The 23,295-nt window shown below is 71.0% G+C and carries 24 protein-coding genes; all 24 read right to left on the bottom strand.

Annotation, left to right across the window (positions count from 1 at the left end):
* Positions 1–48: 48 nt before the first annotated feature.
* The 24 genes from lgt to pyrR all read right to left on the bottom strand — a co-directional run bounded on the left by lgt (position 49) and on the right by pyrR (position 23,163).
* Complete coding sequence (lgt, locus tag MTS1_RS01105; protein ID WP_023950630.1) at positions 49–1,023, bottom strand: prolipoprotein diacylglyceryl transferase; 975 nt, start codon at positions 1,021–1,023, stop codon at positions 49–51.
* Between the two features lie 43 nt (positions 1,024–1,066).
* A complete protein-coding gene (gene trpA / locus MTS1_RS01100; protein ID WP_023950628.1) occupies positions 1,067–1,861 on the bottom strand; it encodes a tryptophan synthase subunit alpha in 795 nt (264 codons plus the stop codon).
* Positions 1,858–3,117, bottom strand: coding sequence for a tryptophan synthase subunit beta (gene trpB / locus MTS1_RS01095; protein ID WP_023950626.1), 1,260 nt, complete (start codon positions 3,115–3,117; stop codon positions 1,858–1,860). Before trpB ends, trpA begins: the two co-directional genes overlap by 4 nt.
* Positions 3,114–3,890, bottom strand: a complete 777-nt coding sequence (gene trpC / locus MTS1_RS01090) for an indole-3-glycerol phosphate synthase TrpC (protein ID WP_023950624.1) — start codon at positions 3,888–3,890, stop codon at positions 3,114–3,116. The genes trpB and trpC overlap by 4 nt, the downstream gene beginning before the upstream one ends.
* Position 3,891: 1 nt before the next feature.
* Entirely contained in the window at positions 3,892–4,119 is a 228-nt protein-coding gene (locus MTS1_RS01085; protein WP_023950623.1) for a DUF6704 family protein, read from the bottom strand.
* A 47-nt stretch (positions 4,120–4,166) separates the two neighbouring features.
* Positions 4,167–4,772: a Trp biosynthesis-associated membrane protein gene (locus MTS1_RS01080; RefSeq protein WP_036304572.1), complete on the bottom strand. Its 606-nt coding sequence runs from the start codon at positions 4,770–4,772 to the stop codon at positions 4,167–4,169.
* Positions 4,769–5,125, bottom strand: a complete 357-nt coding sequence (gene hisI, locus MTS1_RS01075; RefSeq protein ID WP_023950621.1) for a phosphoribosyl-AMP cyclohydrolase — start codon at positions 5,123–5,125, stop codon at positions 4,769–4,771. Before hisI ends, MTS1_RS01080 begins: the two co-directional genes overlap by 4 nt.
* Positions 5,122–5,886, bottom strand: a complete 765-nt coding sequence (gene hisF / locus MTS1_RS01070; RefSeq protein ID WP_023950620.1) for an imidazole glycerol phosphate synthase subunit HisF — start codon at positions 5,884–5,886, stop codon at positions 5,122–5,124. The genes hisI and hisF overlap by 4 nt, the downstream gene beginning before the upstream one ends.
* Before the next feature lies 1 nt (position 5,887).
* Positions 5,888–6,730, bottom strand: coding sequence for an ATP phosphoribosyltransferase (gene hisG, locus MTS1_RS01065; RefSeq protein WP_023950619.1), 843 nt, complete (start codon positions 6,728–6,730; stop codon positions 5,888–5,890).
* Between the two features lie 40 nt (positions 6,731–6,770).
* Positions 6,771–7,034, bottom strand: coding sequence for a phosphoribosyl-ATP diphosphatase (locus MTS1_RS01060; protein ID WP_023950618.1), 264 nt, complete (start codon positions 7,032–7,034; stop codon positions 6,771–6,773).
* A gap of 52 nt (positions 7,035–7,086) precedes the next feature.
* Complete coding sequence (gene rpe / locus MTS1_RS01055) at positions 7,087–7,764, bottom strand: ribulose-phosphate 3-epimerase (protein WP_023950617.1); 678 nt, start codon at positions 7,762–7,764, stop codon at positions 7,087–7,089.
* 17 nt (positions 7,765–7,781) lie between these two features.
* Entirely contained in the window at positions 7,782–9,134 is a 1,353-nt protein-coding gene (locus MTS1_RS01050; protein WP_023950616.1) for a transcription antitermination factor NusB, read from the bottom strand.
* Positions 9,131–10,048: a methionyl-tRNA formyltransferase gene (fmt, locus tag MTS1_RS01045; RefSeq protein ID WP_023950614.1), complete on the bottom strand. Its 918-nt coding sequence runs from the start codon at positions 10,046–10,048 to the stop codon at positions 9,131–9,133. The genes MTS1_RS01050 and fmt overlap by 4 nt, the downstream gene beginning before the upstream one ends.
* An 8-nt stretch (positions 10,049–10,056) precedes the next feature.
* Positions 10,057–12,021, bottom strand: a complete 1,965-nt coding sequence (locus MTS1_RS01040; protein WP_036304571.1) for a hypothetical protein — start codon at positions 12,019–12,021, stop codon at positions 10,057–10,059.
* Complete coding sequence (gene metK / locus MTS1_RS01035) at positions 12,018–13,211, bottom strand: methionine adenosyltransferase (RefSeq protein ID WP_023950610.1); 1,194 nt, start codon at positions 13,209–13,211, stop codon at positions 12,018–12,020. The genes MTS1_RS01040 and metK overlap by 4 nt, the downstream gene beginning before the upstream one ends.
* 110 nt (positions 13,212–13,321) lie before the next feature.
* A complete protein-coding gene (gene rpoZ, locus MTS1_RS01030; RefSeq protein WP_023950606.1) occupies positions 13,322–13,576 on the bottom strand; it encodes a DNA-directed RNA polymerase subunit omega in 255 nt (84 codons plus the stop codon).
* A gap of 79 nt (positions 13,577–13,655) precedes the next feature.
* Positions 13,656–14,552 carry a guanylate kinase gene (gene gmk / locus MTS1_RS01025; protein WP_023950604.1) on the bottom strand — a complete coding sequence of 299 codons (897 nt, stop codon included), beginning with the start codon at positions 14,550–14,552 and terminating at the stop codon, positions 13,656–13,658.
* The gene (pyrF, locus tag MTS1_RS01020) at positions 14,545–15,414 is read right to left on the bottom strand and encodes an orotidine-5'-phosphate decarboxylase (protein WP_023950602.1); all 870 of its coding nucleotides are present in this window, start codon (positions 15,412–15,414) and stop codon (positions 14,545–14,547) included. Before pyrF ends, gmk begins: the two co-directional genes overlap by 8 nt.
* Positions 15,411–18,698: a carbamoyl-phosphate synthase large subunit gene (carB, locus tag MTS1_RS01015; protein ID WP_023950600.1), complete on the bottom strand. Its 3,288-nt coding sequence runs from the start codon at positions 18,696–18,698 to the stop codon at positions 15,411–15,413. The genes pyrF and carB overlap by 4 nt, the downstream gene beginning before the upstream one ends.
* Positions 18,698–19,846, bottom strand: a complete 1,149-nt coding sequence (gene carA, locus MTS1_RS01010) for a glutamine-hydrolyzing carbamoyl-phosphate synthase small subunit (RefSeq protein WP_023950598.1) — start codon at positions 19,844–19,846, stop codon at positions 18,698–18,700. The genes carB and carA overlap by 1 nt, the downstream gene beginning before the upstream one ends.
* Positions 19,843–20,367 carry a hypothetical protein gene (locus MTS1_RS01005; protein ID WP_036304570.1) on the bottom strand — a complete coding sequence of 175 codons (525 nt, stop codon included), beginning with the start codon at positions 20,365–20,367 and terminating at the stop codon, positions 19,843–19,845. The genes carA and MTS1_RS01005 overlap by 4 nt, the downstream gene beginning before the upstream one ends.
* On the bottom strand, positions 20,364–21,674 hold the full coding sequence (locus MTS1_RS01000; protein WP_023950594.1) for a dihydroorotase: 1,311 nt from the start codon (positions 21,672–21,674) through the stop codon (positions 20,364–20,366). Before MTS1_RS01000 ends, MTS1_RS01005 begins: the two co-directional genes overlap by 4 nt.
* On the bottom strand, positions 21,671–22,636 hold the full coding sequence (locus tag MTS1_RS00995; RefSeq protein WP_023950592.1) for an aspartate carbamoyltransferase catalytic subunit: 966 nt from the start codon (positions 22,634–22,636) through the stop codon (positions 21,671–21,673). The genes MTS1_RS01000 and MTS1_RS00995 overlap by 4 nt, the downstream gene beginning before the upstream one ends.
* Positions 22,633–23,163 carry a bifunctional pyr operon transcriptional regulator/uracil phosphoribosyltransferase PyrR gene (pyrR, locus tag MTS1_RS00990; protein ID WP_023950589.1) on the bottom strand — a complete coding sequence of 177 codons (531 nt, stop codon included), beginning with the start codon at positions 23,161–23,163 and terminating at the stop codon, positions 22,633–22,635. The genes MTS1_RS00995 and pyrR overlap by 4 nt, the downstream gene beginning before the upstream one ends.
* Between the last annotated feature and the right edge of the window lie 132 nt (positions 23,164–23,295).

The raw sequence follows: 23,295 nt of genomic DNA, 5'->3' as shown, positions 1-23,295 counted from the left end.
ACCGTCCTCACATTGGTGCTGAACCGGGACGACGTCGGCCCTGGGGAACTACTGCTTCGAGGTGACTGCGCTTGTGGCGCTGTCTGCGTGAGCTTCGGGCGTCGGGGGTGCGCTCAGATCCACGAAGTCTTCGGTGCTCTGCGATTGTAGCGCGCTCGGAGCGACCCACTCGCGACCGAGCTGATAAGGCGAAGGCTCGTCGCCGGTGTGGCGGCGCGTCTGGACCACGATGATCGCGATTCCGACGACCACGGCGAGGATCGCCGCCCAGACGTTCGTACGGAGGCCGAGGATGATCTCGCTCGGATCGATGCGGATCGACTCCCAGACGATACGGCCCGCTCCGTACCAGACGAGGTACAGACCGAAGAGCTTGCCCCACTGCGCCCACGTCTTGCGGCCGATCCAGAGCAGGACGAGCACGCCCAGGCCGTTCCAGATCACCTCGTAGAGGAAGGTGGGGTGGAAGAGGGTGTCGGGTGCCAGCCCGGCGGGGAACGCCGGGTTGGATCGATCGATCTCGAGGCCCCACGGCAGGTCGGTGGGGAGCCCGAAGAGCTCCTGATTGAACCAATTGCCGAAGCGCCCCATGGCCTGCGCCAGCAGGATGCCCGGAGCCAGAGCGTCAGCGAAGCTCCAGAACCGGATGCCGGTCCACTTGCAGCCGAGGTAGGCGCCCACCGCGCCGCCGATGAGGGCGCCGAAGATCGCGATGCCCCCCTCCCAGATGAACAGGACGGCCCACGGGTTCTTGTCGGCGCCGAAGTAGAACCCCGGGTGCGTGAGCACGTGGAACGCCCGTGCTCCCACCAGAGCCAGTGGCACGGCCAGCAGTGCGATGTCGATGACGACCCACGGCTCGGCGCCGCGCCGCGTGAGGCGGTAGTTGGTCATCAGGGTCGCGACGATGATGCCGGCGATGATGCACAGGGCGTAGAAGTGGATGCGCAGCGGACCCAGGTCGATGTAGCTCACCGACGGACTCGGGATGCTCGCGACGAGCGTGTGTGCGGCGTGGATCATCGGATCGTCCCTCGGAATTCGGCGGTCGTGCGACCGGAAAAGTCTAGACGCGCGCGCGGGCGGTGCCCGCCGCGAGTGCGCGCGCGGTGTCGGCGAGCCCCGCGACTCCCCCGTCGCGCAGAGCGCGCACGAGCGCGGTTCCGACGATCGCGCCGTCGGCGTAGTCGACGACTCCTGCGACCTGATCGGGCGTGGAGATGCCGATGCCGACGCAGGCGTGGACCGCGCCGAGCTCGCGGAGCCGGCCGACCAGGGTCCGGGCCGCCGCGTCGAGCTCGGTCCGCTCCCCCGTGATGCCCATCGTCGAGACCGTGTACACGAATCCGGTCGAAGCCTCGACGATCATGCGCAGTCGTTCGTCGGTCGACGTGGGGGCCGCGAGGAAGACGCGGTCCAGCCCCGTGCGCTCGGATGCCGCAAGCCAATCGGGCGCGGCATCCGGGGTGATGTCGGGCGTGATCAGGCCGGCGCCGCCGGCGGCGGCGAGGTCGTCGGCGAAGCGGTCGACGCCGTACTGCAGCACGGGGTTCCAGTAGGTCATCACGAGGATCGGGATGTCGACGCGCGCCGCGATCGCCCGCACCGCGGTGAAGGTGTCGCGCAGGCGGAAGCCCGCGGCCAGCGCGACCTGCGTCGCCTCCTGGATGACGACGCCGTCCATCACGGGGTCGGAGTACGGGGGTCCGAGCTCGAGCACGTCGGCGCCCGACTCGGCCAGCGCCACGGCCGCCTCGATGCTCGTCCCGAGATCGGGGAAGCCCAACGGGAGGTAGCCCACGAACGCACCACGGCCCTCGGCGTGTGCGGCGTCGATCGCGGCGGCGACGCGGGAGGTCACAGTTCCACTCCCTCGCCCGATGCGGCTTCGTCGTGTCCGGGCTCGACCACCGGCTCGGCGCCGTCGTCGTACAGCTCGAACCAGCGCGCCGCGGTGTCCATGTCCTTGTCGCCACGGCCGGAGAGGTTGACGGCGATGATGGCGTCGGGACCGAGCTCGCGCCCGATCCGCAGGGCGCCGGCGAGGGCGTGAGCCGACTCGATCGCGGGGATGATTCCCTCGGTGCGGCTGAGCAGCCGCAGGGCCTCCATCGCCTCGGTGTCGGTCGCCGGGATGTACGACGCGCGGCCGATCGAGGCGAGCCACGCGTGCTCGGGCCCGACGCCCGGGTAGTCCAGCCCCGCGGAGATCGAATGGGACTCGACCGTCTGACCGTCCTCGTCCTGAAGCACGAAGGTCTTCGCCCCGTGCAGGACGCCCGGGCGCCCCCGCTCGATCGACGCGGCGTGGCGCTCGGTGTCGACGCCGTCACCGGCCGCCTCGACACCGTAGAGGGCGACGCCCTCGTCGTCGAGGAACGCGTCGAACATGCCGATCGCGTTCGAGCCGCCGCCGACGCACGCGACGACGGCATCCGGAAGCCGCCCGGTCTCGGCGAGGAGCTGCTCGCGGGCCTCTTCGGAGATGATCTTCTGGAAATCGCGCACCATCGCGGGGAACGGATGCGGCCCCGCCGCCGTGCCGAAGATGTAGTTGGTGGTCTCGACCGAGGCGACCCAGTCGCGGTACGCCTCGTTGATCGCATCCTTGAGGGTGCGCGACCCCGTCGTGACCGGAACGACCTCGGCGCCGAGCAAGCGCATGCGCGCGACGTTCAGCGCCTGCCGCTCGGTGTCGACCTCGCCCATGTAGATCGTGCAGTCGAACCCGAACAGGGCGGCTGCCGTCGCCGTCGCGACGCCGTGCTGACCGGCGCCGGTCTCGGCGATGACGCGGGTCTTGCCGAGACGCTTCGTCAGCATCGCCTGGCCGATGACGTTGTTGATCTTGTGCGAGCCCGTGTGATTGAGGTCCTCGCGCTTGAGGAAGACCCGCGCGCCACCCGCGTGCTCCGCGAAGCGGGGCACTTCGGTCAGCGCCGAGGGACGACCCGCATAGGTCGCGAGAGTGCGCGCCAGCTCGGCCGCGAACTCCGGGTCGGCCATCGCCGACTCGTAGACCGCCGTGAGCTCGTCGATCGCGGCGATGAGGGACTCGGGCATGAACCGGCCGCCGAACTCGCCGAAGAAGGGACCGTGCTGTTCTCGCAGGCTCACGCGCCGGCCTCCAGGAATGCGTGCAGGGTGGTCACCGGGTCGTTGGTCACGAGCGCCTCGCCGATCAGGACGGCGTCAGCACCGGCACGACGATAATGGGCCACGTCGTCGGGTGTGAGGACGGCGGACTCCGCGATCTTCACGGCGTCAGCGGGAAGGTGCTCGACGAGTCGGCCGAAGAGGTCGCGGTCGAGCTCGAACGTCGAGAGGTTGCGCGCGTTGACGCCCACCAGACGCGCGCCGATGTCGGCGGCGCGGTGCACCTCGTCGAGCGAGTGGGTCTCGACCAACGGCGTCATGCCGAGTTCGAGCACGAGCTCATGGAGCTCGGCCAGCACCGGCTGCTCGAGCGCGGCGACGATGAGGAGGACCAGGTCCGCGCCGGCCGCGCGCGCTTCGAACACCTGATAGGCGCCTGCGATGAAGTCCTTGCGGAGAACGGGGATCGACACCTCCGCCCGAACGGCCTCGAGGTCGGCCAGGCTTCCTTTGAAGCGCCGCCCCTCGGTCAGCACCGAGATGACGGAAGCGCCGCCCTCTTGATAACGCGCCGCTTGGAAGGCGGGATCCGGGATCGCGGCGAGATCGCCCCGAGAGGGGCTCGCCCGCTTGACCTCGGCGATGATCTTGACCCGCTCGGCGGGCGCGAGCGCCGCGAGGGCGTCCCGGGCCGGAGCCTGAGCGAGCGCGTCGCGCTCGACGACGGCGAGGGGCCGCTCGGCCGCACGGGCCTCGGCATCCTCGACGGCGCCGGCCGTGAGACCGGCCAGCACGTCAGTGCGCTTTCGGGGTGTACTTGTCGCCGTACGCGCCGTAGCCGGCCTTCGCCATGGCCCAGCCGACGATCAGGCCGACGACGAGAAGACCCGCGGAGGCCCAGACGAGCACCGGCATGTCGAGCCAGAAGAACAGGGTGCCCAGCGCGAACGCCAGGAGCATGATCACCACAGCGGTCCACGCCGCCGGGGAGTGTCCGTGGCCGGGGTCGCCGATGTTGCTCATTGTTCTCCTTCGCGGGATTTCTCGGGCTGAGGTCAGTCTACCGGGGCTCAGACGGTTGGATCGGACCCGCGGCTGAGGTCATCCCAGGAATCGATCGGATCGTGCGAATCATGCGGCCGCGACCCGCCCGGGCGCCGGGCCTCGGCAGCGGCGTCGGTGCGGTAGCGGCGCGCCGTGCTGCGCCACGAGCGTGCCGTCACGAGGGTGAGCACGCCGCCTGCGCACACCGCCGCCGCGCCGACCGCCGTGATCCACGGCCAGGCGGTGACGGTGATCGCCGACACGAGTGTTCCGACCGCCTCGACCCCCGCCAGGCCCGTCGCGTCGGCGACGACGCTCACTACCGCCTCCGGCGGTGCGGTGAGGGCGATGCGCAGTGACTCGACGAGGAGGGAAGCGCCGATGAGCACCCCGATGACCCCGAAGGCGTAACGGAGGACCGTGCCGACGATCGAGAGCGCGAGGCCGAGAGCCAGGGCCGCCAGCCCGAGCGGGGTGACGAGCGGAAGCGCCTCGGTGCCGGGCACGGGGAGAACCGCTTGAGCACCGTCGCGCAGCGTCGCCTCGAGCCACGGCTGCGTCGCGCCGATGACCGCGAGGCCGCCGCCGACGACGGCCGCGAGCACGGCGATCATGCGGGAACGGCGTCTCATGACACCGCGACGACCGGGTCGAGGTCGTCCGCGTCGAAGCACGTCCGGGTGCCGGTGTGGCATGCCGCACCCACCTGCTCGACGAGCAGGAGCACCGCGTCGCCGTCGCAGTCGAGCCGCGCGCCGCGGACGAGCTGGATGTGGCCGGAGGTGTCGCCCTTGCGCCAGTATTCCTGGCGCGAGCGCGACCAGTACGTCACGCGCCCGCTCGTGAGCGTGCGGCGCAGCGCCTCGGCATCCATCCACGCGAGCATGAGGACCTCGCGCGTGTCGTGCTGCTGCACGATCGCCGCGACGAGCCCGTTCGCATCGAACGAGACCCGGGCGATGCGTTCGTCGATGCTCTCGGTCATCGCCGCACCTCGATGCCTTCAGCGGTCAGCGCATCCTTCACGTCGCCGATCGTGAGCTGGCCCGAGTGGAACACGGATGCCGCGAGCACGGCATCCGCGCCCGCTTCGATGGCCGGGACGAAGTGCTCGGTCGCTCCGGCACCGCCCGAGGCGATCACGGGAACGGACGATGCCTCGCGCATCAGCGAGATGAGCTCGAGGTCGAACCCGTCCTTGGTGCCGTCGGCGTCGATGGAGTTGACGAGCAGCTCCCCCGCACCCCGCTCGATCGCCTCGCGCGCCCACGCGAGGGCGTCTATGGCGGTGGCGGAGCGCCCGCCGTGGGTCGTGACGACGAAGCCCGACTCCGTGCCCGGCGCGCGCTTGACGTCGAGCGAGAGCACCAGGACCTGCGCGCCGAAGCGGTCGGCGATCTCGCCGATGAGGTCGGGGCGGGCGATGGCCGCGGAGTTGACGCCGACCTTGTCGGCACCGACCGAGAGCAGTCGCGCGACGTCGTCGACCGAGCGCACACCGCCCCCCACCGTGAGCGGGATGAACACCTGCTCCGCCGTGCGACGGACGACGTCATACGTCGTCGCACGGCCATCGACGGTCGCGGTGACGTCGAGGAAGGTCAGCTCATCGGCGCCCTGCTCGAAGTACAGCCGGGCGAGCTCTACCGGATCGCCCATGTCGCGCAGGTTCTCGAAATTGACTCCCTTGACCACGCGCCCCGCGGCGACGTCGAGGCACGGGATGACGCGGCGTGCCAGCGTCATGTCAGAGCCTCGCGTTGTGGATCGCGGTGACGAGGATCGCACGTGCGCCGATCGCGTAGAGCTCGTCCATCGTGGTGTTCACGCTCGCGCGTGGCACCATCACCCGCACCGCGACCCACTCGGGGTCGCGCAGCGGCGAGATCGTGGGCGATTCGATGCCGCCGGCGATCGCGACGGCCTCGTCGACGAGGGCGGCCGGCAGGTCGTAGTCCACCAGCACATAGCGTCGCGCCACGAGCACGCCGCGGAGCCGGCGCAGCAGCCGCTCGGTGCCATCGGCATCGTGTGGGCCGGCGATGAGGACGGCCTCGGAACGCAGGATCTCGGGGCCGAACACCTCGAGCCCGGCCTGACGGAGGGTGGTGCCGGTTTCGACGACGTCGGCGACGGCGTCGGCGACGCCGAGGCGCACCGCCGACTCCACGGCACCGTCGAGCGGCACGAGGTCGACGGCGATCCCGCGCTCGTCGAGGAACGCATCGACGAGTCCGGGGTACGACGTGGCGATGCGCTTGCCCGCGAGCTCGGCGACGTCGGCGAACGTTCCCGTCGGCGCAGCGAAGCGGAAGGTCGAACCGGCGAAGCCGAGCCGCTCGATCTCACGTGCGCCCGGCATGCGGGCGTCCAGCAGCAGGTCGCGACCGGTGATGCCGACGTCGAGGGCACCCGAGCCGACGTAGGTGGCGATGTCCTTCGGTCGCAGGTAGAAGAACTCGACCTCGTTGACGGGGTCGATGACGTGGAGGTCCTTCGAGTCGCGGCGTCCGGTGTAGCCGGCCTCGGCCAGCATCTCGGCGGCGGTCTCGGCGAGCGATCCCTTGTTCGGGACGGCGATGCGCAGCATGGGGGTCTTTCTGTCTCGGAGCGGGAGGGCGGGGCGTCGCTCAGAGATGTCGGTAGACGTCTTCGGGGCTCAGACCTTTGCTGATCATGAGCACCTGCAGGTGATAGAGCAGCTGCGAGATCTCCTCGGCCGTCTCGGCGTCGGACTGGTACTCGGCCGCCATCCAGACCTCGGCGGCCTCTTCGACGATCTTCTTGCCGATGGCATGCACACCGCGGTCGAGCTGCGCGACCGTGCCCGAGCCCTCGGGCCGCGTTTCGGCGATAGAGGTCAGCTCTGCGAACAGCGCGTCGAACGTCTTCACCTAGCTAGGGTACCGGCCCGCGACGGGCGCTCCGACCGCAGTGGCCGATGGATCAGTGGCGGTGCGCCCGCTGGGCCCGGTCGCGCAGGCTCGCGATCGCGGCATCCGGATCGGCAGCGCCGAACACCGCCGAGCCGGCCACGAACGTGTCGGCTCCGGCCTCGGCCGCCTGTGCGATCGTCGACTCGGAGATCCCGCCGTCGACCTGCAGCCAGACCGAAGACCCGCGCCGGCGCGTCTCGTCGGCGAGTCGACGGAGCTTCGGCATCTGGTCGGCCATGAAGCTCTGCCCCCCGAAACCCGGTTCGACCGTCATCACGAGGATCTGGTCGAACTCGTCGAGGACGTCGAAGAGTCCCTCGACAGGCGTCGCGGGCTTGACGGCGACGCCGGCACGCGAGCCGATCGACCGCAGCCGGCGGGCGAGCGCGACGGGATCCGTGGCGGCCTCGAGATGGAAGGTGACGCTCGCCGCCCCGAGCTCGGCGTAGCCGGGACCCCAGCGGTCGACATCCGAGATCATCAGGTGGACGTCGAGCGGAACGGGACTCGTGGCCTGGATCCGTTCCACCATCTGCGGCCCGAACGTCAGGTTCGGGACGAAGTGGTTGTCCATGACATCGACGTGCACGAAGTCGGCCGACCGGATGCGGCCGAGCTCAGTCTGCATGTTCACGAAGTCGGCGGCCAGGATGCTGGGGTTGATGCGCAGGGCGTCGGCGTCGCTCACGCCCCCATTATCGCCGGTCACGGCTTCTGCAGGAGCGTGATGGACATCGCATCGGTGCCGTGCCGGTGCGGCCACAGCTGAGCGCGGCCCGACCCGTCCTGCTGGTCGGGCAGGTCGATGTCTCCCCGGCTGACCGCCCGGACGACCTCGCGGGCATCGAGCTCCCGGAGATCGGGGTGGGCGGCTCGCACGTCGGCGACGACCACCGCGGTCTCGGCGAGGTGCGGGGAACAGGTCACATAAGCCACGAGCCCGCCCGGGGCCAGCGCTGCGACGGCGGCGGAGAGCAGTTCGCGCTGGAGGGCGCTGAGATCGGGGACATCCGCGGGGCTCTTGCGCCAGCGAGCCTCCGGCCGGCGACGGAGCGCGCCGAGCCCCGTGCAGGGCGCATCGACGAGGATGCGGTCATAACGACCTCGGCCGGCACGCTCGCGCCCGTCCTCCTCCGACACCGGCACCTCGAGCGGAACGCCGGCGACCGAGGATCGAACGAGACGTGCGCGCGCAGGCGAGATCTCGTTGGCTTCGAGCACGGCCCCGCCCGCCAGGGCCTCGGCGGCCAGGACAGCGGTCTTGCCGCCCGGCGCGGCGCACAGATCGAGCCAGCGCTCACCGCCGCGGACCGGGAGCGCGCGCGACAGCGCGAGCGCCGCGAGCTGGGAACCCTCGTCCTGGACGCGGATGCGGCCCTCCGCGCGACGCACCAGCGGCTCGGGGTCGCCGCCGTCGAGGCGGAAGCCGAGCGGTGAGTACGGGGTCCGCGTCCGGTCGGCCGGGAGGTCTGCGAGGCCCGGAAGCGCAGTCATGGTGACACTTGGCGAGACGTTGTCGGCCGCCAGCAGCTCGTCGAGTTCCTCTGCACGGCCCTCGGCCGCGAGCGCCCGACGGAACGCGCGGATGACCCACACCGGGTGGGAGAAGCGCAGGCCGAGCCGCTCGTCGTCGGATCGAGCACCGGCATCCACCCGCTGCAGCCAGTCCCCCGGGTTGTCCCGGGCGATGCGCCGCAGGACCGCGTTGGCGAAGCCGGCCGCGTTCGCCGCCCCCGCGCGCCGTACGAGCTCGACGCTCTCGTTCACCGCGGCGTGAGACGCGACCCTCGTCGAGAGCAGCTGGTGGACGCCGAGGCGCAGCGCGTCGCGCACAGGCGGATCGATCGTGTCGATCGAGCGCCCCGATGCCTGCTCGATGATCGCATCGTAGGTTCCCTGGCGGCGCAGAGTGCCGTACGTCAGCTCGGTGGCGAGGCCGGCGTCGGCGGGGCTGAGTCCCGCCCGCCGGAGCTCCTGCGGCAGGAGGAGGTTCGCGTACGCGTCGGAGTCGGCCACGGCGCGCAACACGTCGAACGCGACGCGACGTGCGGGGTTCACGAACCCGCCTCGATGCTCTCGACGCGCAGCCCTCGCCACCAGTCGGGAGCCGGCATGGCGCCGCGGCCCGCGGGCTGCACCGACAGGAGCGAGATCGTTCCGTCCGCGGTTCCGACGAGCACGTCTTTGCCGACGAGGCGGATCTCGCGCGGAGCGAGCGGGGCATCCGGTCCGCGGCGTGCCGCCAGCACCTTCAGCCGCTGACCGGCGATGGTGGTGTGCGCACCGGGCTCGGGGGTCGTACCGCGGAAGCGATCGAGCACCGTATCGGCGGGCAGCGCGAAATCGAGGAGTCCGTCGGCGAGCGTCAGCTTGGGCGCGAGGGACGCCTCGCCCGCTTGCGGGACGGCATTCGCGGCGCCGTCGGCAATGGCGTCGACGACATCCGCGAGGGTGTCTGCGCCGAGGTCGGCAAGCGCCGCCAGGAGGTCACCGGCGGTGGCTCCGCGATCCACCGGGTGTCGGGTCTGTGCGAAGACATCGCCCGCGTCCAGCTCGGGGACGAGCTGGAACACGCTCACGCCGCTGACCCGGTCGCCCGCGATGAGCGAATGCTGCACGGGCGCGGCGCCTCGCCAGGCCGGCAGCAGTGAGAAGTGAAGGTTGATCCACCCGTGAAGCGGTGCCGACAGCAGCGGCTCGCGCACGAGTCCGCCGTACGCGACGATGACGCCGAGGTCGGCGCCCCATGACGTGATTGTCTCGGTCGCCTCGGCATCGAGCCGGTCGGTCTTCAGCACCGGCAGGCCGAGCTCGGCCGCGAGAGATCCGACCGGCGACGGCGTCAGCACGCGCTTGCGCCCGAGCGGCGCATCGCGGCGCGTGACGACGCCCACGATCTCGTGCCGCGACGCGGCGAGTCGTCTGAGCGATGGCAGGGCGGGTTCCGGGGTCCCGGCGAAGACGATGCGCATGGCGCTCCTCACAGATCGAGATCGGGCACGTCGAGACGTACTCTGAGTGTATTGCGCTGTCCTGACGGCGCCCCGCGCCGACGCCGCCCCCGCAGCGCCGCAGCGACGACCGACGCCCGAAGCGACTCGGCCACCGCGCGCCCCAGCGCGTACTCGAACCGCACGAGCGCGCGGACCGAGTCCTCGCGCGCCACGGGCCCGAGAATCGATGTCTCGGTCAGCGCCGGCACATCGGCCCGCAGCTGCGCGATCGCTTCGGCGACGGCTGCCGCGGTTCCTTCCACCGCCGCGACGCGGACGGTCGGCGGCATGTGGAGCGGGGCCCGCTCGGCGAGCTCCGTTCGGGCGTACGCCGGTTGCGTCCAGGTCGCGAGCGCGCGCGCAGCGGGCCCGGCCACACCGACGAGATGCACGGGAGCGCCGGGTGCCGCGAGAGCCGCGGCATCGGACCACCAGCGCAGACACGCCTCGGCGATCCTCAGCTGCTCGGTCATCAGCATCCGATCGCCGTCGAGCAGGATGACGGCCCGGTACCCGCCGGTGGCGAACGGCTCCGCGCCGCGCGTCGCGATCACGAGGGCGGGTCTCGCATCGACGTGGGTGACCTGATGCTCGCCGTCGGACACGATGACGCGGGTGTTCGGGAACGCGCGTCCGAGTTCGTCGGCGGTCCGCTCGCTCCCCGACGACGCCATCCGCAGGCGCTGGGATGCGCAGGAGGAGCAGGCCCACGCGGGAGCGGCTCGTCCGCACCAGGCGCACTCGGGCACGGCGCCCGGACGACGCGCGCGCAGCGGTCCGGCGCACTGGGCGCAGCGCGCCGGCGTGCGGCAGTCGGCGCACACCAGCACCGGGGCGTACCCGGGGCGCGCGACCTGCACCAGGACGGGGCCGTGCGTCAGCGCCTCGCGCGCCGCGGCGAACGCAGCCGAGGGGACGCGCGTGCCCCGCGACTCGCCCTCCCGCGTCGCCGACAGCACGACCCGGGGGCTCTCGCGGCGGCGAGCCGGAATGTCGCGCACCCAGCCCAGTGCCACGAGACGCTCGACGTCGGTCGTGCGCGTCAGCCCGGCGAAGACCAGCGCGCATGCCTGGAGCTCCTGCCGGACGAGCGCGGCGTCGCGCGCGTGCACACCCGGGCTCAGCGGCTCAGCAAGCAGCGGGTCGCCGTCGTCCCACAGGAGGACCGCGCCGACATCGTGAGCGGGCGCGTACACGCTCGACCGATTGCCCACCACGATGCACGGCACCGCCGCCAGCAGACGCAGATATCCGGCGTAACGCTCCGGGCCGGATCGGCGCGCGTCGTCCCGCACCACCGCGGCGTCGTCGACGCGACGGGCGAGGACGGCCAGCACGTGAGCCTCGTCGCGGTGATCGGGAACCACGACGATTGCGCTCCTGCCCTGCGCGAGCGTGAGCACCGCGAGCGCGGCCAGAAGCTCCGCCCACGCCGGGACATCGTCGGCCGGGCGCGGCGGAGCGTCGACGGCCACGCGCTCGCCGCCGGCGACAGCGCTCTCGAGGTCGGGATACGCGGCAGCGGTCTCGCGCGCCCAGGCGAGAGCGTCGGCGCTCACGACGGGGGCTTCGGGCGGCCCGGCGGCGGCCCACGCCTTCTCGGCCCGCACCATCCGTTTCGGGATCACCAGCCGCAGGACATCGCTCGCCGACCCCGCGGCCCGGTCGGCAACGCGACGTGCGTGGGCGTAGAGCCGCTCGGGCAGCACCTCGACGGGCGACACGACCTCCTCGAGTTCCGACAGCGGCCGATCGCCGTCGGTCTCGTCGCCGAGCTCGACGAGATAGCCCTCGACGGTGCGCCCGACGGTGCGAAGCGGCACCTTCACCCGCACACCGGGCATCGCTGCCTCGCGAAGGAGGTCGGGCACGACGTAGTCGAACAGACGGTCGAGCTGCGGCAGCGGCGAATCGATGAGCACTCGAGCGACCCGCCGGGGCGCGTCGCTCACAGCCCCGCTGCGGCGCGCAACTCCTCGACGCGGTCGGTGCGCTCCCAGGTGAATTCGGGCAGCTCCCGGCCGAAGTGGCCGTAGGCGGCGGTCTTCGCGTAGATCGGCCGCAGCAGGTCGAGACGGTCGATGATCGCCTGCGGTCGGAGATCGAACACGTCGCGGATCGCCGCGGAGATCACCTCGTCGGCGACGTGGCCCGTTCCGAACGACTCGACGTAGAGACCGACGGGAGCGGCACGCCCGATCGCATACGCGACCTGGACCTCGAGGCGGTCGGCGAGCCCTGCGGCGACGGCGTTCTTTGCGACCCAGCGCATCGCGTAGGCGGCGGAGCGGTCGACCTTGGACGGGTCTTTGCCGCTGAAAGCTCCTCCCCCGTGCCGCGCGGCCCCGCCGTACGTGTCGATGATGATCTTGCGACCGGTCAGGCCCGCGTCGCCCTTGGGCCCGCCGACGACGAAGGGACCGGCCGGGTTGATGACGTACTCGACGTCCGAGATATCGAGGCCGGTCTCTGCGAGGACGGGCTCGATGACCTCTGCCTGCACGGCGGCGCGCAGCGCAGGGAGGGAGATATCGGGCTGATGCTGCGTCGAGAGGACCACGGTCTCGACCGTCCGGGGCACGGCCCCTTCGTAGCCGAGCGTCACCTGCGTCTTGCCGTCGGGTCGCAGGAACGGCAGCGCGCCCGTGCGACGGGCCGACGTCAGGCGCTCGGCGATGCGGTGCGCCGTCCAGATCGCCATCGGCATCAGCTGCGGGGTCTCATTGGTGGCGTAGCCGAACATGATTCCCTGGTCGCCCGCGCCGAGCGCATCGGTCGGGTCGATCGATCCCTGCTCGCGGTGCTCGAGGGCGTTGTCGACACCCGCGGCGATATCGGAGGACTGCTCGCCGATCGACACCGTCACACCGCACGAGTCGCCGTCGAACCCGGTCTCACTCGAGGTGTATCCGATGCGGTTGACCACGCCGCGGACGATGCCGGGGATGTCGGCGTAGCCGTCGGTGCGAACCTCGCCGGCGACGTGCACGAGCCCGGTCGTCACGAGGGTCTCGACCGCGACGCGCGAGCCGGGATCGACCGTCAGCAGAGCGTCGAGAATGCTGTCGGAGATCTGGTCGCAGATCTTGTCGGGATGCCCCTCGGTGACGGACTCGGACGTGAACAGGCGCAGCTGGCTCATCGGGGCTCCCTGTGTGATGGAACGGGGCGGGATCGGGACGGAGACGATTCTGCCCGCGGCGGCCGACATCCGGCTGCCGCGGGCAGAAATGTGACGGGTCTACCGCCGGATCAGTCGAGCGAACGCAGGCGCAGCTTGTCCTCGTGGATCTCGTGCATCGCGATCGTCAGCGGCTTGTCCTCGACCGACGAGTCGACGAGCGGACCGACGTTGTCGAACAGGTTGCCCTCGTGAAGGTCGGAGTAGTAGTCGTTGATCTGGCGCGCACGCTTGGACGCGTAGATGACCAGCTGGTACTTCGAGTCGACCTTGTCGAGCAGGGCGTCGATGGGCGGGTCGATGATGCCTTCGTTGCTTCCGGCCATGGCGGATCCTTCCGGGATCGATGTCGGTGGAGAGTCTGCTGCCGCGCCGCAGGCGCAGGCATCCCCCCAGTCTACGCGATCAGTCGGCCAGCGCGGCGACCTCGTCGGCCGCGCGCGCGACGGTGTCGTTGACGACGCGGTAGTCGAACTCACCCTGCGAGGCGAGCTCGACGCGTGCCGTGCGGAGGCGACGGGCGCGTTCCTCGGCATCCTCGGTTCCCCGGCCGACGAGCCGGTCGACCAGTTCGTCCCAGCTGGGCGGCAAGAGGAAGACGAGGGTCGCGTCCGGCGCGGCCGCGCGCACCTGACGGGCTCCCTGCAAGTCGATCTCCAACAGCACCGTGCGCCCCGCGGCCAGCGCCGCCTCGATGGGCGCCTTCGGCGTGCCGTAGCGGTGGCGGTTGTGCACCGTGGCCCACTCGAGCAGCTCGCCCTCGGCGATGAGACGATCGAACTCGGCGTCGTTGACGAAGTAGTAGTGCTCGCCGTCGACCTCGCCCGGCCGCGGGGCCCGGGTGGTCGCCGAGACCGACAGCATGATCTCGGGATGGCTGTCGCGGATGTGCGCGGCGACCGTTCCCTTGCCCACCGCAGTGGGTCCGGCGAGCACGAGCAGCCGCGATCGGCCCGCGCGCGGCTGGGGCTCGGGCAGGCGGGCATCCAGGAATCGCTGCAGTGCGAGCCGCTGGCGCGAGCCCAGCCCGCCGAGGCGCTTGACGGGCGAGATGTCGAGATCCGCGAGGATGCGGTCGCGCTTGTTCTCACCGATCGCCGGGATGGCGGTGAGGAAGTCGGTCACCCGCATGGCGCCGGCCGGCGACTCGGGGTCGGCGAGAGCGCGCCGCAGGAGCTCCTGAGGCGAGATCACGCGCATCGCGACATCCTTCTTCAGCGCCGCCCGCTCGCGCCGCGCTTCGACCGCACGGCGCGACGCGGCGGCGCGGTCCACCTCGGGCGGGTGGGGACGATCAGCCACGGGTTTCCTCCTCTGCCTCGGCCAGCTCCCGCCGATGCGCCTCGATGGCCGAGACGATCCCGTCGGGACCGGCGGCGAGCACGCTGCGACTGGCGCTCGCGATCACCTGGGCCGCGAGCGACCCGAACACCGAACGCACGGCGCCGAGCGCGACGCCCTGTGCCCCGAAACCCGGAGCGAGGATCGGCGCGCCGCGGAGCGATTCCTCGGTGAGGCCGAGCTCGTCGCGGTCGACGGTCGCCCCCACGACCAGCCCGACGTGACCGAGCCCTCCCGCGTCCGCCGCTGCACGGTTCGCCCAGCCGACGCCGGAAGCCACCCAGTCCGCGACCGTCTGGCCGCGCTGCGCGTCGACCGCGGTGACCTCCGCGGACTGCAGCCCGAACGCCTCGGGGTTGCTGGTCGCGGCGAGAACGAAGACGCCCTTGCCGGCGCGCGCGGCCGCGGTGATCGTGCCGCGAAGGGATCCGGGGCCGAGGTACGGGCTGACCGTGACGGCATCCGCCTCCAGCGGGGCGCCCGGCTCGAGCCACGCCGCGGCATAGCCGTCCATCGTGCTGCCGATGTCGCCCCGCTTCGCATCCGCGATGACGACGAGGCCCGCGTCACGCGCGGCGAGCTGCACGTCCTCGAGGGCGGCGAATCCCGCCGAGCCGTAGCGTTCGAAGAACGCGACCTGCGGCTTGACGACGCCCACGCGCCCGCGCGCGGCCTCGATCACGCGCAGGCCGAATTCGCGCACGCCCGCGGCTGAGGCCGGGAGGCCCCAGTCCGCGAGCAGTGCGGCGTGCGGGTCGATGCCGACGCAGAGCGGCCCGTACGTCTCGAGCGCGCCCGACAGGCGCTCCCCGAATACGGTCACCGGCGCCCCGCCCGCTCGAGGGCGTAGTCCTGCAGGCTCTTGACCTCGAAGCCTTCCCGGAGGACCGGCAGCGCGCTGACGGCGGCGCCGAGAACGGCCATCGTGGTGAACAGCGCGCGGTCACCCGCCACGGCCGCCGCCCGGATCTCGTAGCCGTCGGCTCGTGCGACGCCGCCCGAGGGCGTGTTCACGACCATGTCGATCTCTCCGGCGTTGATGAGGTCGACGACGTTGCGCTCGCCCGACCCCTGCGTCTCGGAGTACTTGCCGACGACCTCGACGCGGATGCCGTTGCGGGCGAGGATCTCGGCGGTCCCCTCCGTCGCGATCAGCCGGAAGCCGAGCTCCTGCAGCCGGTGAGCCGGCAGGATGACGGCGCGCTTGTCATCGTCGGCGACCGACAGGAACACGGTGCCCGAGGTCGGCATGCCGCCGTAAGCGGCCGCCTGGCTCTTGGCGAACGCGGTCGGGAAGTCGCGGTCCATTCCCATGACCTCGCCCGTGGAGCGCATCTCGGGCCCGAGGACGGAGTCGACCGTGCGGCCGTCCGCGGTGCGGAAGCGCTTGAAGGGAAGCACGGCCTCCTTGACGGCGACCGGCGCATCGAGCGGGACGCGCGAGCCGTCCTCGGCGGGCAGGAGCCCCTCGGCCTTCAGCTCGGCGATCGACGACCCGGCCATGATCCGCGAGGCGGCCTTGGCGAGCGGGATGCCGAGCGCCTTCGACACGAACGGCACGGTGCGGCTCGCACGCGGGTTCGCCTCGATGACGTAGAGCACGCCCGCCGACACGGCGAACTGCACGTTGAGGAGGCCGCGAACGCCGACTCCCCGTGCGATCGCGAGAGTCGCCTCGCGCACCCGGTCGATCTCGGTGCGGCCCAGCGACATCGGGGGCAGGGTGCAGCTCGAGTCGCCGGAGTGGATGCCGGCCTCCTCGAGGTGCTCCATCACGCCGCCGATGTACAGCTCTTCGCCGTCGAACAGCGCGTCGACGTCGAGCTCGACCGCGTCATCGAGGAAGCGGTCGACCAGCAGCGGGAGCCCGGGGCCGATGATCGCCTGGTCGGCGACGCGCACGAAGTAGTCGCGCAGGCTCTCGGTGTCGTAGACGATCTCCATGCCGCGGCCGCCGAGGACGAAGCTCGGGCGGACCAGGACGGGGTAGCCGATCGACTCGGCGACCTCGACGGCCCCGTCGACGTCGATCGCCGTGCCGTTGCGCGGAGCCACGAGACCGGCGTCGTCGAGCAGACGTGAGAAGAGCTCGCGCTCCTCCGCCAGGTCGATCGCCGCGGGCTGGGTGCCCAGGATGCTGTACCCGGCGGCCTCGATGCCCTTCGCAAGCCCGAGCGGCGTCTGACCGCCGAGCTGGCAGATGACGCCGAGGATCGTGCCCGACTGCGACTCCGCGTGCAGCACCTCGAGCACGTCCTCGAGCGTCAGCGGCTCGAAGTAGAGCCGGTCGCTCGTGTCGTAGTCGGTCGAGACCGTCTCGGGGTTGCAGTTGACCATGATCGTCTCGTACCCGGCATCCGCCAGCGCGAAGCTCGCGTGAACGCACGAGTAGTCGAACTCGACGCCCTGCCCGATGCGGTTGGGGCCCGAACCGATGATGACGACCTTCGCGCGGTCCGAGGGCGTGACCTCGGTCTCGGTGTCGTAGGACGAATAGTGGTACGGCGTGAGCGCGGGGAACTCTCCGGCGCACGTGTCGACCGTCTTGAAGACCGGCCGCAGTCCGAGGCCGTGGCGCACGCCGCGCACCTCTTCTTCGGTGATCCCGCGGAGCTGCGCGATCTGCGCGTCGCTGAACCCGTGGTCCTTCGCCGTGCGGATGACGTGCTCGTCGAGCTCGCCGGCGTCGGCCACGAAGGCCGCGACCTCGTTGATGAGCTCGATCTGGTCGAGGAACCACGGGTCGATCGCGGTGGCTTCGAAAGCCTGCTCGACCGTGGCGCCCTTGCGCATCGCCTGCTGCAGGACCACGATCCGCCCGTCCGTCGGGGTCTTCGCGATCTCGAGCAGCTCGTCGACCGAGCGCTCCTCGTCGCCCCAGTGGAAGCTCGACCCCCGCTTCTCGAGCGAGCGCAGCGCCTTCTGAAGAGCTGTGGCGTAGTTGCGCCCGATCGCCATCGCCTCGCCCACCGACTTCATGGTCGTCGTGAGCGTGGTGTCAGCGGCCGGGAACTTCTCGAAGTTGAACCGCGGCACCTTGACCACGACGTAGTCGAGCGTCGGCTCGAAGCTCGCCGGGGTGACCTTCGTGATGTCGTTCGGGATCTCGTCGAGGCGGTAGCCGATCGCGAGCTTCGCGGCGATCTTGGCGATCGGGAATCCGGTCGCCTTCGACGCCAGCGCCGACGAACGCGACACGCGCGGGTTCATCTCGATGACGATGATGCGGCCCGTCTGCGGGTCGACGGCGAACTGGATGTTGCAGCCGCCGGTGTCGACGCCGACGGCGCGGATGATGTCGATGCCGATGTCGCGCATCTTCTGGTACTCGCGGTCGGTGAGCGTCAGGGCCGGCGCGACCGTGATGGAGTCGCCGGTGTGGACGCCGACCGGGTCGACGTTCTCGATCGAGCAGACGACCACGGTGTTGTCGGCCGAGTCGCGCATGAGCTCGAGCTCGTACTCCTTCCACCCGAGGATCGACTCCTCGAGCAGGACCTCGGTCGTCGGCGAGTCGCGGAGGCCCGCACCCGCGATGCGGCGCAGATCCTCCTCGTTGTACGCGAAGCCGGAGCCCAGACCACCCATCGTGAAGGAGGGACGCACGACGAGGGGGTACCCGAGCTCGGCGGCGCCCGCGAGCACCTCGTCCATCGTGTGGCAGATGCGGCTGTCGGCGACATCCGCTCCCGAGTCGATGACGAGCTGCTTGAAGATCTGCCGATCCTCACCCTTGTTGATCGCCTCGAAGTTCGCGCCGATCAGCTCGATGTCGTATTTCTCGAGGATGCCGTGCTTGTGCAGGTCGATCGCCGCGTTCAGAGCGGTCTGGCCGCCCAGGGTCGGCAGGATCGCGTCCGGGCGCTCCTTGGCGATGATCGTCTCGATGACCTGCCACGTGATCGGCTCGATGTACGTGGCGTCGGCGAAGTCGGGATCGGTCATGATCGTCGCCGGGTTCGAATTGACGAGGATGACGCGGACGCCCTCCTCGCGCAGGACACGGCACGCCTGGGTACCGGAGTAGTCGAATTCGCAGGCCTGGCCGATGACGATCGGCCCCGACCCGATGACGAGGACGCTCTGGATATCGTCGCGCTTGGGCATCAGTTCTTGTTCTCCTGGGTCGCGATCACGAGGTCGCGGAAGCGGTCGAAGAGGTAGTTGGCGTCGTGCGGACCGGCCGCGGCCTCGGGGTGGTACTGCACCGAGAAGGCCGGGAGGTCGAGGGCGCGCAGCCCCTCCACGACGTTGTCGTTGAGGCCGACGTGGCTGACCTCGACGCGGCCGAAGCCGGCGGGGCTGTCGACGACGCCCTCGATCGGCGCGTCGACGGCGAAGCCGTGGTTGTGCGCGGTGATCTCCACGCGGCCGGTCTGCTTGTCGAGCACGGGCTGGTTGATGCCACGGTGACCGAAGGGCAGCTTGTACGTGCCGAAGCCGAGGGCGCGGCCGAGGAGCTGGTTGCCGAAGCAGATGCCGAAGAACGGCAGCTTCTCGGACAGGACTCCGCGCAGGAGCTCGACGTGGTGGTCGCTCGCGGCCGGGTCGCCCGGACCGTTGGAGTAGAACACCGCGATCGGGTCGATCGCACGCAGCTGCTCGAGCGTGACGTCCTGAGGCAGGACATGGACGTCGAACCCGCGCGCGGCGAGGTTGTTCACCGTGGCCTGCTTGACGCCGAGGTCGAGCACCGCGAGGTTCCCGAGCCGCACGCCCCTCGCCGGGGTCACCTCAGCAGCGGGCACCGACACCTCGGCGGACAGGTTGCGACCGGTCATCTCGGGCGCCTCGCGGACGATGCGCAGCTGCTCCTCGGGATCGATGTCGGCGGCGTCGCCGCTGAACACGCCGCCGCGCATCGAGCCCGCCGAGCGCAGGACGCGCGTGACGGCGCGCGTGTCGATCCCGCTGATGCCCACGATGCCGTCGCGCTCGAGCGACTCGTCGAGGGAGTTCTCCGAGCGCCAGTTCGACACGACACGCGACGGGTCGCGCACGATGTAGCCGGCGACCCAGATGCGGCGGGACTCGACGTCCTCGCCGTTCATGCCGGTGTTCCCGATGTGGGGTGCGGTCTGCAGCACGATCTGGCCCGCGTAGGACGGGTCGGTGAGGGTCTCCTGGTAGCCGGTCATGCCGGTCGCGAAGACGACTTCTCCGAGGGTGGTGCCGCGCGCGCCGTAGGCGCGGCCGATGTGGCGGGATCCGTCCTCGAGCACGAGCACGGCGGGGTCACGGGTGAACAGTGTCACGCGTCGCCTCCTGGGGTCTGGGTGGGGGTCACGATGGTCTGAATGGCTTCGGCCAGCGCACGGGCCGAAGCGGTCTGGGGCCGGAAGTAGCTGTCGACGATCGTCTCGTCGTCGATCAGCCAGCTCAGGCGGGTGAGGCCCTGCTTCTCGACGACACGGTCGATCGCGACGGTGGCCTGATCGACGGAGACGATGCGTTCTGCCGAAATGAACAGGCGCGGCTGACCGGTCAGGTCGATGGCCACGCCGTCATCCGCGCCTCCCGCAGCGACGATGACGTCGACGCGAGAGCGGAATCCGAGCCCGCGGATGGCGAGGCGCTCGAGCGGCTCGTCGTGGCGGGTCGTCGCGACGTAGAGCCCCGAGATCACCGCCGTCGACACGGCGTCGGCGGGGAGTTCGCCGACGGGTGCCGTGAGGCCGCTGTCGCGCCTCGTTCGTCGTCGCCAGGCCCAGACCCCGAGCGCGAGCAGCGCCAGGGCGACGGCCACCATGACGAGCAGCGCACCCTCGCGGGTCACGGGCGTGCTCCCGGACGGTCGAGCAGGTCGCCGTCGGCGACCGTCGCCGTCCCGCGGAAGAACGTCCAGCGCACCTCGCCCGGCAGTTCGCGGTCGAGGTAGGGCGAGTTGACGCTGCGGCCGCGCAGATCGGCATCCGTGAAGGTGCGGACCGGGCGCGGGTCGTAGAGCGTGAACGAGGCGGGGCGGCCCGCCTCGAGCGGCGTGCCGGCATCGGCCAGGCGACCGATCCGAGCGGGAGCCGTCGAGAGCACGCGGGCGACGTCGTCCCAGTCGAGCAGTCCGGTGTCGACGACCGCCTGCTGCACGACACGCAGCGCGGACTCGAGACCCACCATGCCGTTGGCCGCCGCCGCCCATTCACAGCTCTTCGCCTCGGCGGGGTGCGGCGCGTGGTCGGTCGCGACGATGTCGATCGTGCCGTCGGCGAGGCCCTCGCGGACCGCCCGCACGTCCTCGTCGCGGCGGAGCGGCGGGTTGACCTTGAAGCGGGCGTCGTAGCCGCGGACGAGCTCTTCGGACAGCAGCAGGTGATGCGGTGTCACCTCGGCGGTCACGTTCACGCCGCGCTTCTTCGCCCACCGGATGATGTCGACGGAACCGGCCGTCGAGAGGTGGCAGACATGCAGACGCGAGCCGACGTGCTCGGCGAGCAGCACATCGCGCGCGATGATCGACTCCTCGGCCACCGCCGGCCAGCCGGTGAGGCCGAGTTCGGCCGACACGGTGCCCTCGTTCATCTGAGCGCCCTCGGTGAGCCGCGGGTCCTGCGCGTGCTGGGCCACGACCCCGTCGAACGATTTCACGTACTCGAGGGCCCGGCGCATGATCAGCGGGTCGAACACGCAGAAGCCGTCGTCGCTGAAGACGCGCACCCGCGCGCGGGAGGCGGCCATCGCGCCGAGCTCGGCCAAGCGCTCGCCCTTCTGCCCGATCGTGACGGCGCCGATCGGCTGCACGTGCACGTAGCCGGCGGCCTCGCCCAGGGCGAGCTCCTGCTCGACGACGCCCGCCGTGTCGGCGACGGGCGAGGTGTTCGGCATCGCGAAGACGGTGGTGAACCCGCCCGCCGCCGCGGCGCGCGAGCCCGTGAGGATCGTCTCGGATGCCTCGTAGCCCGGTTCGCGCAGATGGGTGTGCAGGTCGACGAGCCCGGGCAGGGCGATGAGTCCGTCGGCGTCGACCACGGTCGCTCCGCCGGCGCTCAGGCTCGAGCCGACCTCGGTGATCATCCCGTCGGAGACCACCATGTCGATGGCGTCGCCGCCGGCCCGGCGCGCCCCGCGGATGAGGAAGCTCTCGCTCATCGTCCGTCCTCCTCAGCTTCGGTGCGCTCCCCCGCGAGCAGCAGGTAGAGCACGGCCATCCGCACCGAGACACCGTTCGCCACCTGCTCGAGCACGGTCGAGCGCGGCGAGTCGGCGGCGGCGGCGGAGATCTCCATCCCCCGGTTCATCGGGCCGGGGTGCAGGACAATGCTATCGGCCGGAAGCGCCGCGAGTCGCGCAGCGTCGAGGCCCCACGTGCGCGAATACTCCCGTTCAGTCGGGAAATACGCCGCGTTCATGCGCTCGAGCTGGATACGCAGCATCATGAGCGCGTCCGGCCCGTCCGCGATGGCCTCGTCGAGGTCGTACGCGACGCGGACCGGCCAGGCCGTGACGTCCTGGGGAACGAGCGTGGGGGGCGCGACGAGGGTCACCTCGGCGCCGAGGGTCGTCAGGAGCCAGACGTTGGATCGCGCGACGCGCGAATGGAGGATGTCGCCGACGATCGTCACCCGGAGGCCGGAGAGGTCGCGGCCGCGACTGGCATCGCCGAAGAATCGCTTGCGGATGGTGAACGCGTCGAGCAGGGCCTGCGTCGGATGCGCGTGCGTGCCGTCGCCGGCGTTGACGACTCCCGCACTGATCCACCCGCTGGTGGCGAGCGTCTGCGGAGCTCCCGACGCGCCGTGCCGGATCACGACCGCGTCGGCCCCCATCGCCTGGAGCGTCTGCGCGGTGTCCTGGAGGGACTCCCCCTTGGACACCGACGATCCCTTCGCCGAGAAGTTGATGACGTCGGCGGACAAGCGCTTGGCGGCCGCCTCGAAGGAGATCCGGGTGCGCGTGGAGTCCTCGAAGAACAGGTTCACCACGGTCTTGCCGCGCAGCGTCGGAAGCTTGCGGACCTCGCGCTGCTGCGTGGCGGACATGTCTTCGGCGACGTCGAGAATGCGCAGGGCGTCGCGCCGATCCAGACCCTTGGTGTCGAGCAGGTGCCTCATGAGCCGATCGTCACCTCCTCGACGCCGTCGACCTCGCGCAGGCGCACGTTGACCCGCTCATCGCGGGCGCTGGGGAGGTTCTTGCCGACGAAGTCGGGGCGGATGGGGAGCTCGCGGTGACCGCGGTCGACGAGAGTCGCGAGTCTGACGGCCGCCGGGCGGCCGATGTCCTGCAGCGCGTCGAGGGCCGCACGGATCGACCGTCCCGAGAACAGCACGTCGTCGACGAGCACGACGACCTTGCCGTCGATCCCGCCCTCGGGGATCTCCGTCGGCTGAGGTGCCCGCGTCGGGTTGCGGTGCAGATCGTCGCGGTACATCGTCACATCGAGGGCTCCGACCGGGACGACCGTCCCGGAGATCTCCGCGAGGAGAGAGCCGATGCGCGCGGCGAGGGGAACGCCCCGCCGCGGGATGCCGAGGATGACGAGGCCGGCGGGTCCCCTGTTCGACTCGAGGATCTCGTGGGAGATCCTCGTCAGGGCCCGGGCGATGTCGGCTTCATGCAGCACGGTGCGCGTGCTCATCCGCCGCTCCCTTCTCCGCCTCACAGGACGGGGTTAAAGGTTGCTGGGTGCGGGGGCCATGATAGCGGTCCAGACCGCCTCCGAGCACATCGTCGTCCTCTCGGGCCCCGCCCGGGAGCAGGCTGTTACGCT

It is taken from the genome of Microbacterium sp. TS-1 (genome assembly GCF_000509385.1).
Classification (GTDB): Bacteria; Actinomycetota; Actinomycetes; order Actinomycetales; family Microbacteriaceae; genus Microbacterium; species Microbacterium arborescens.
This window is presented reverse-complemented; position numbering and strand designations above follow the sequence as displayed.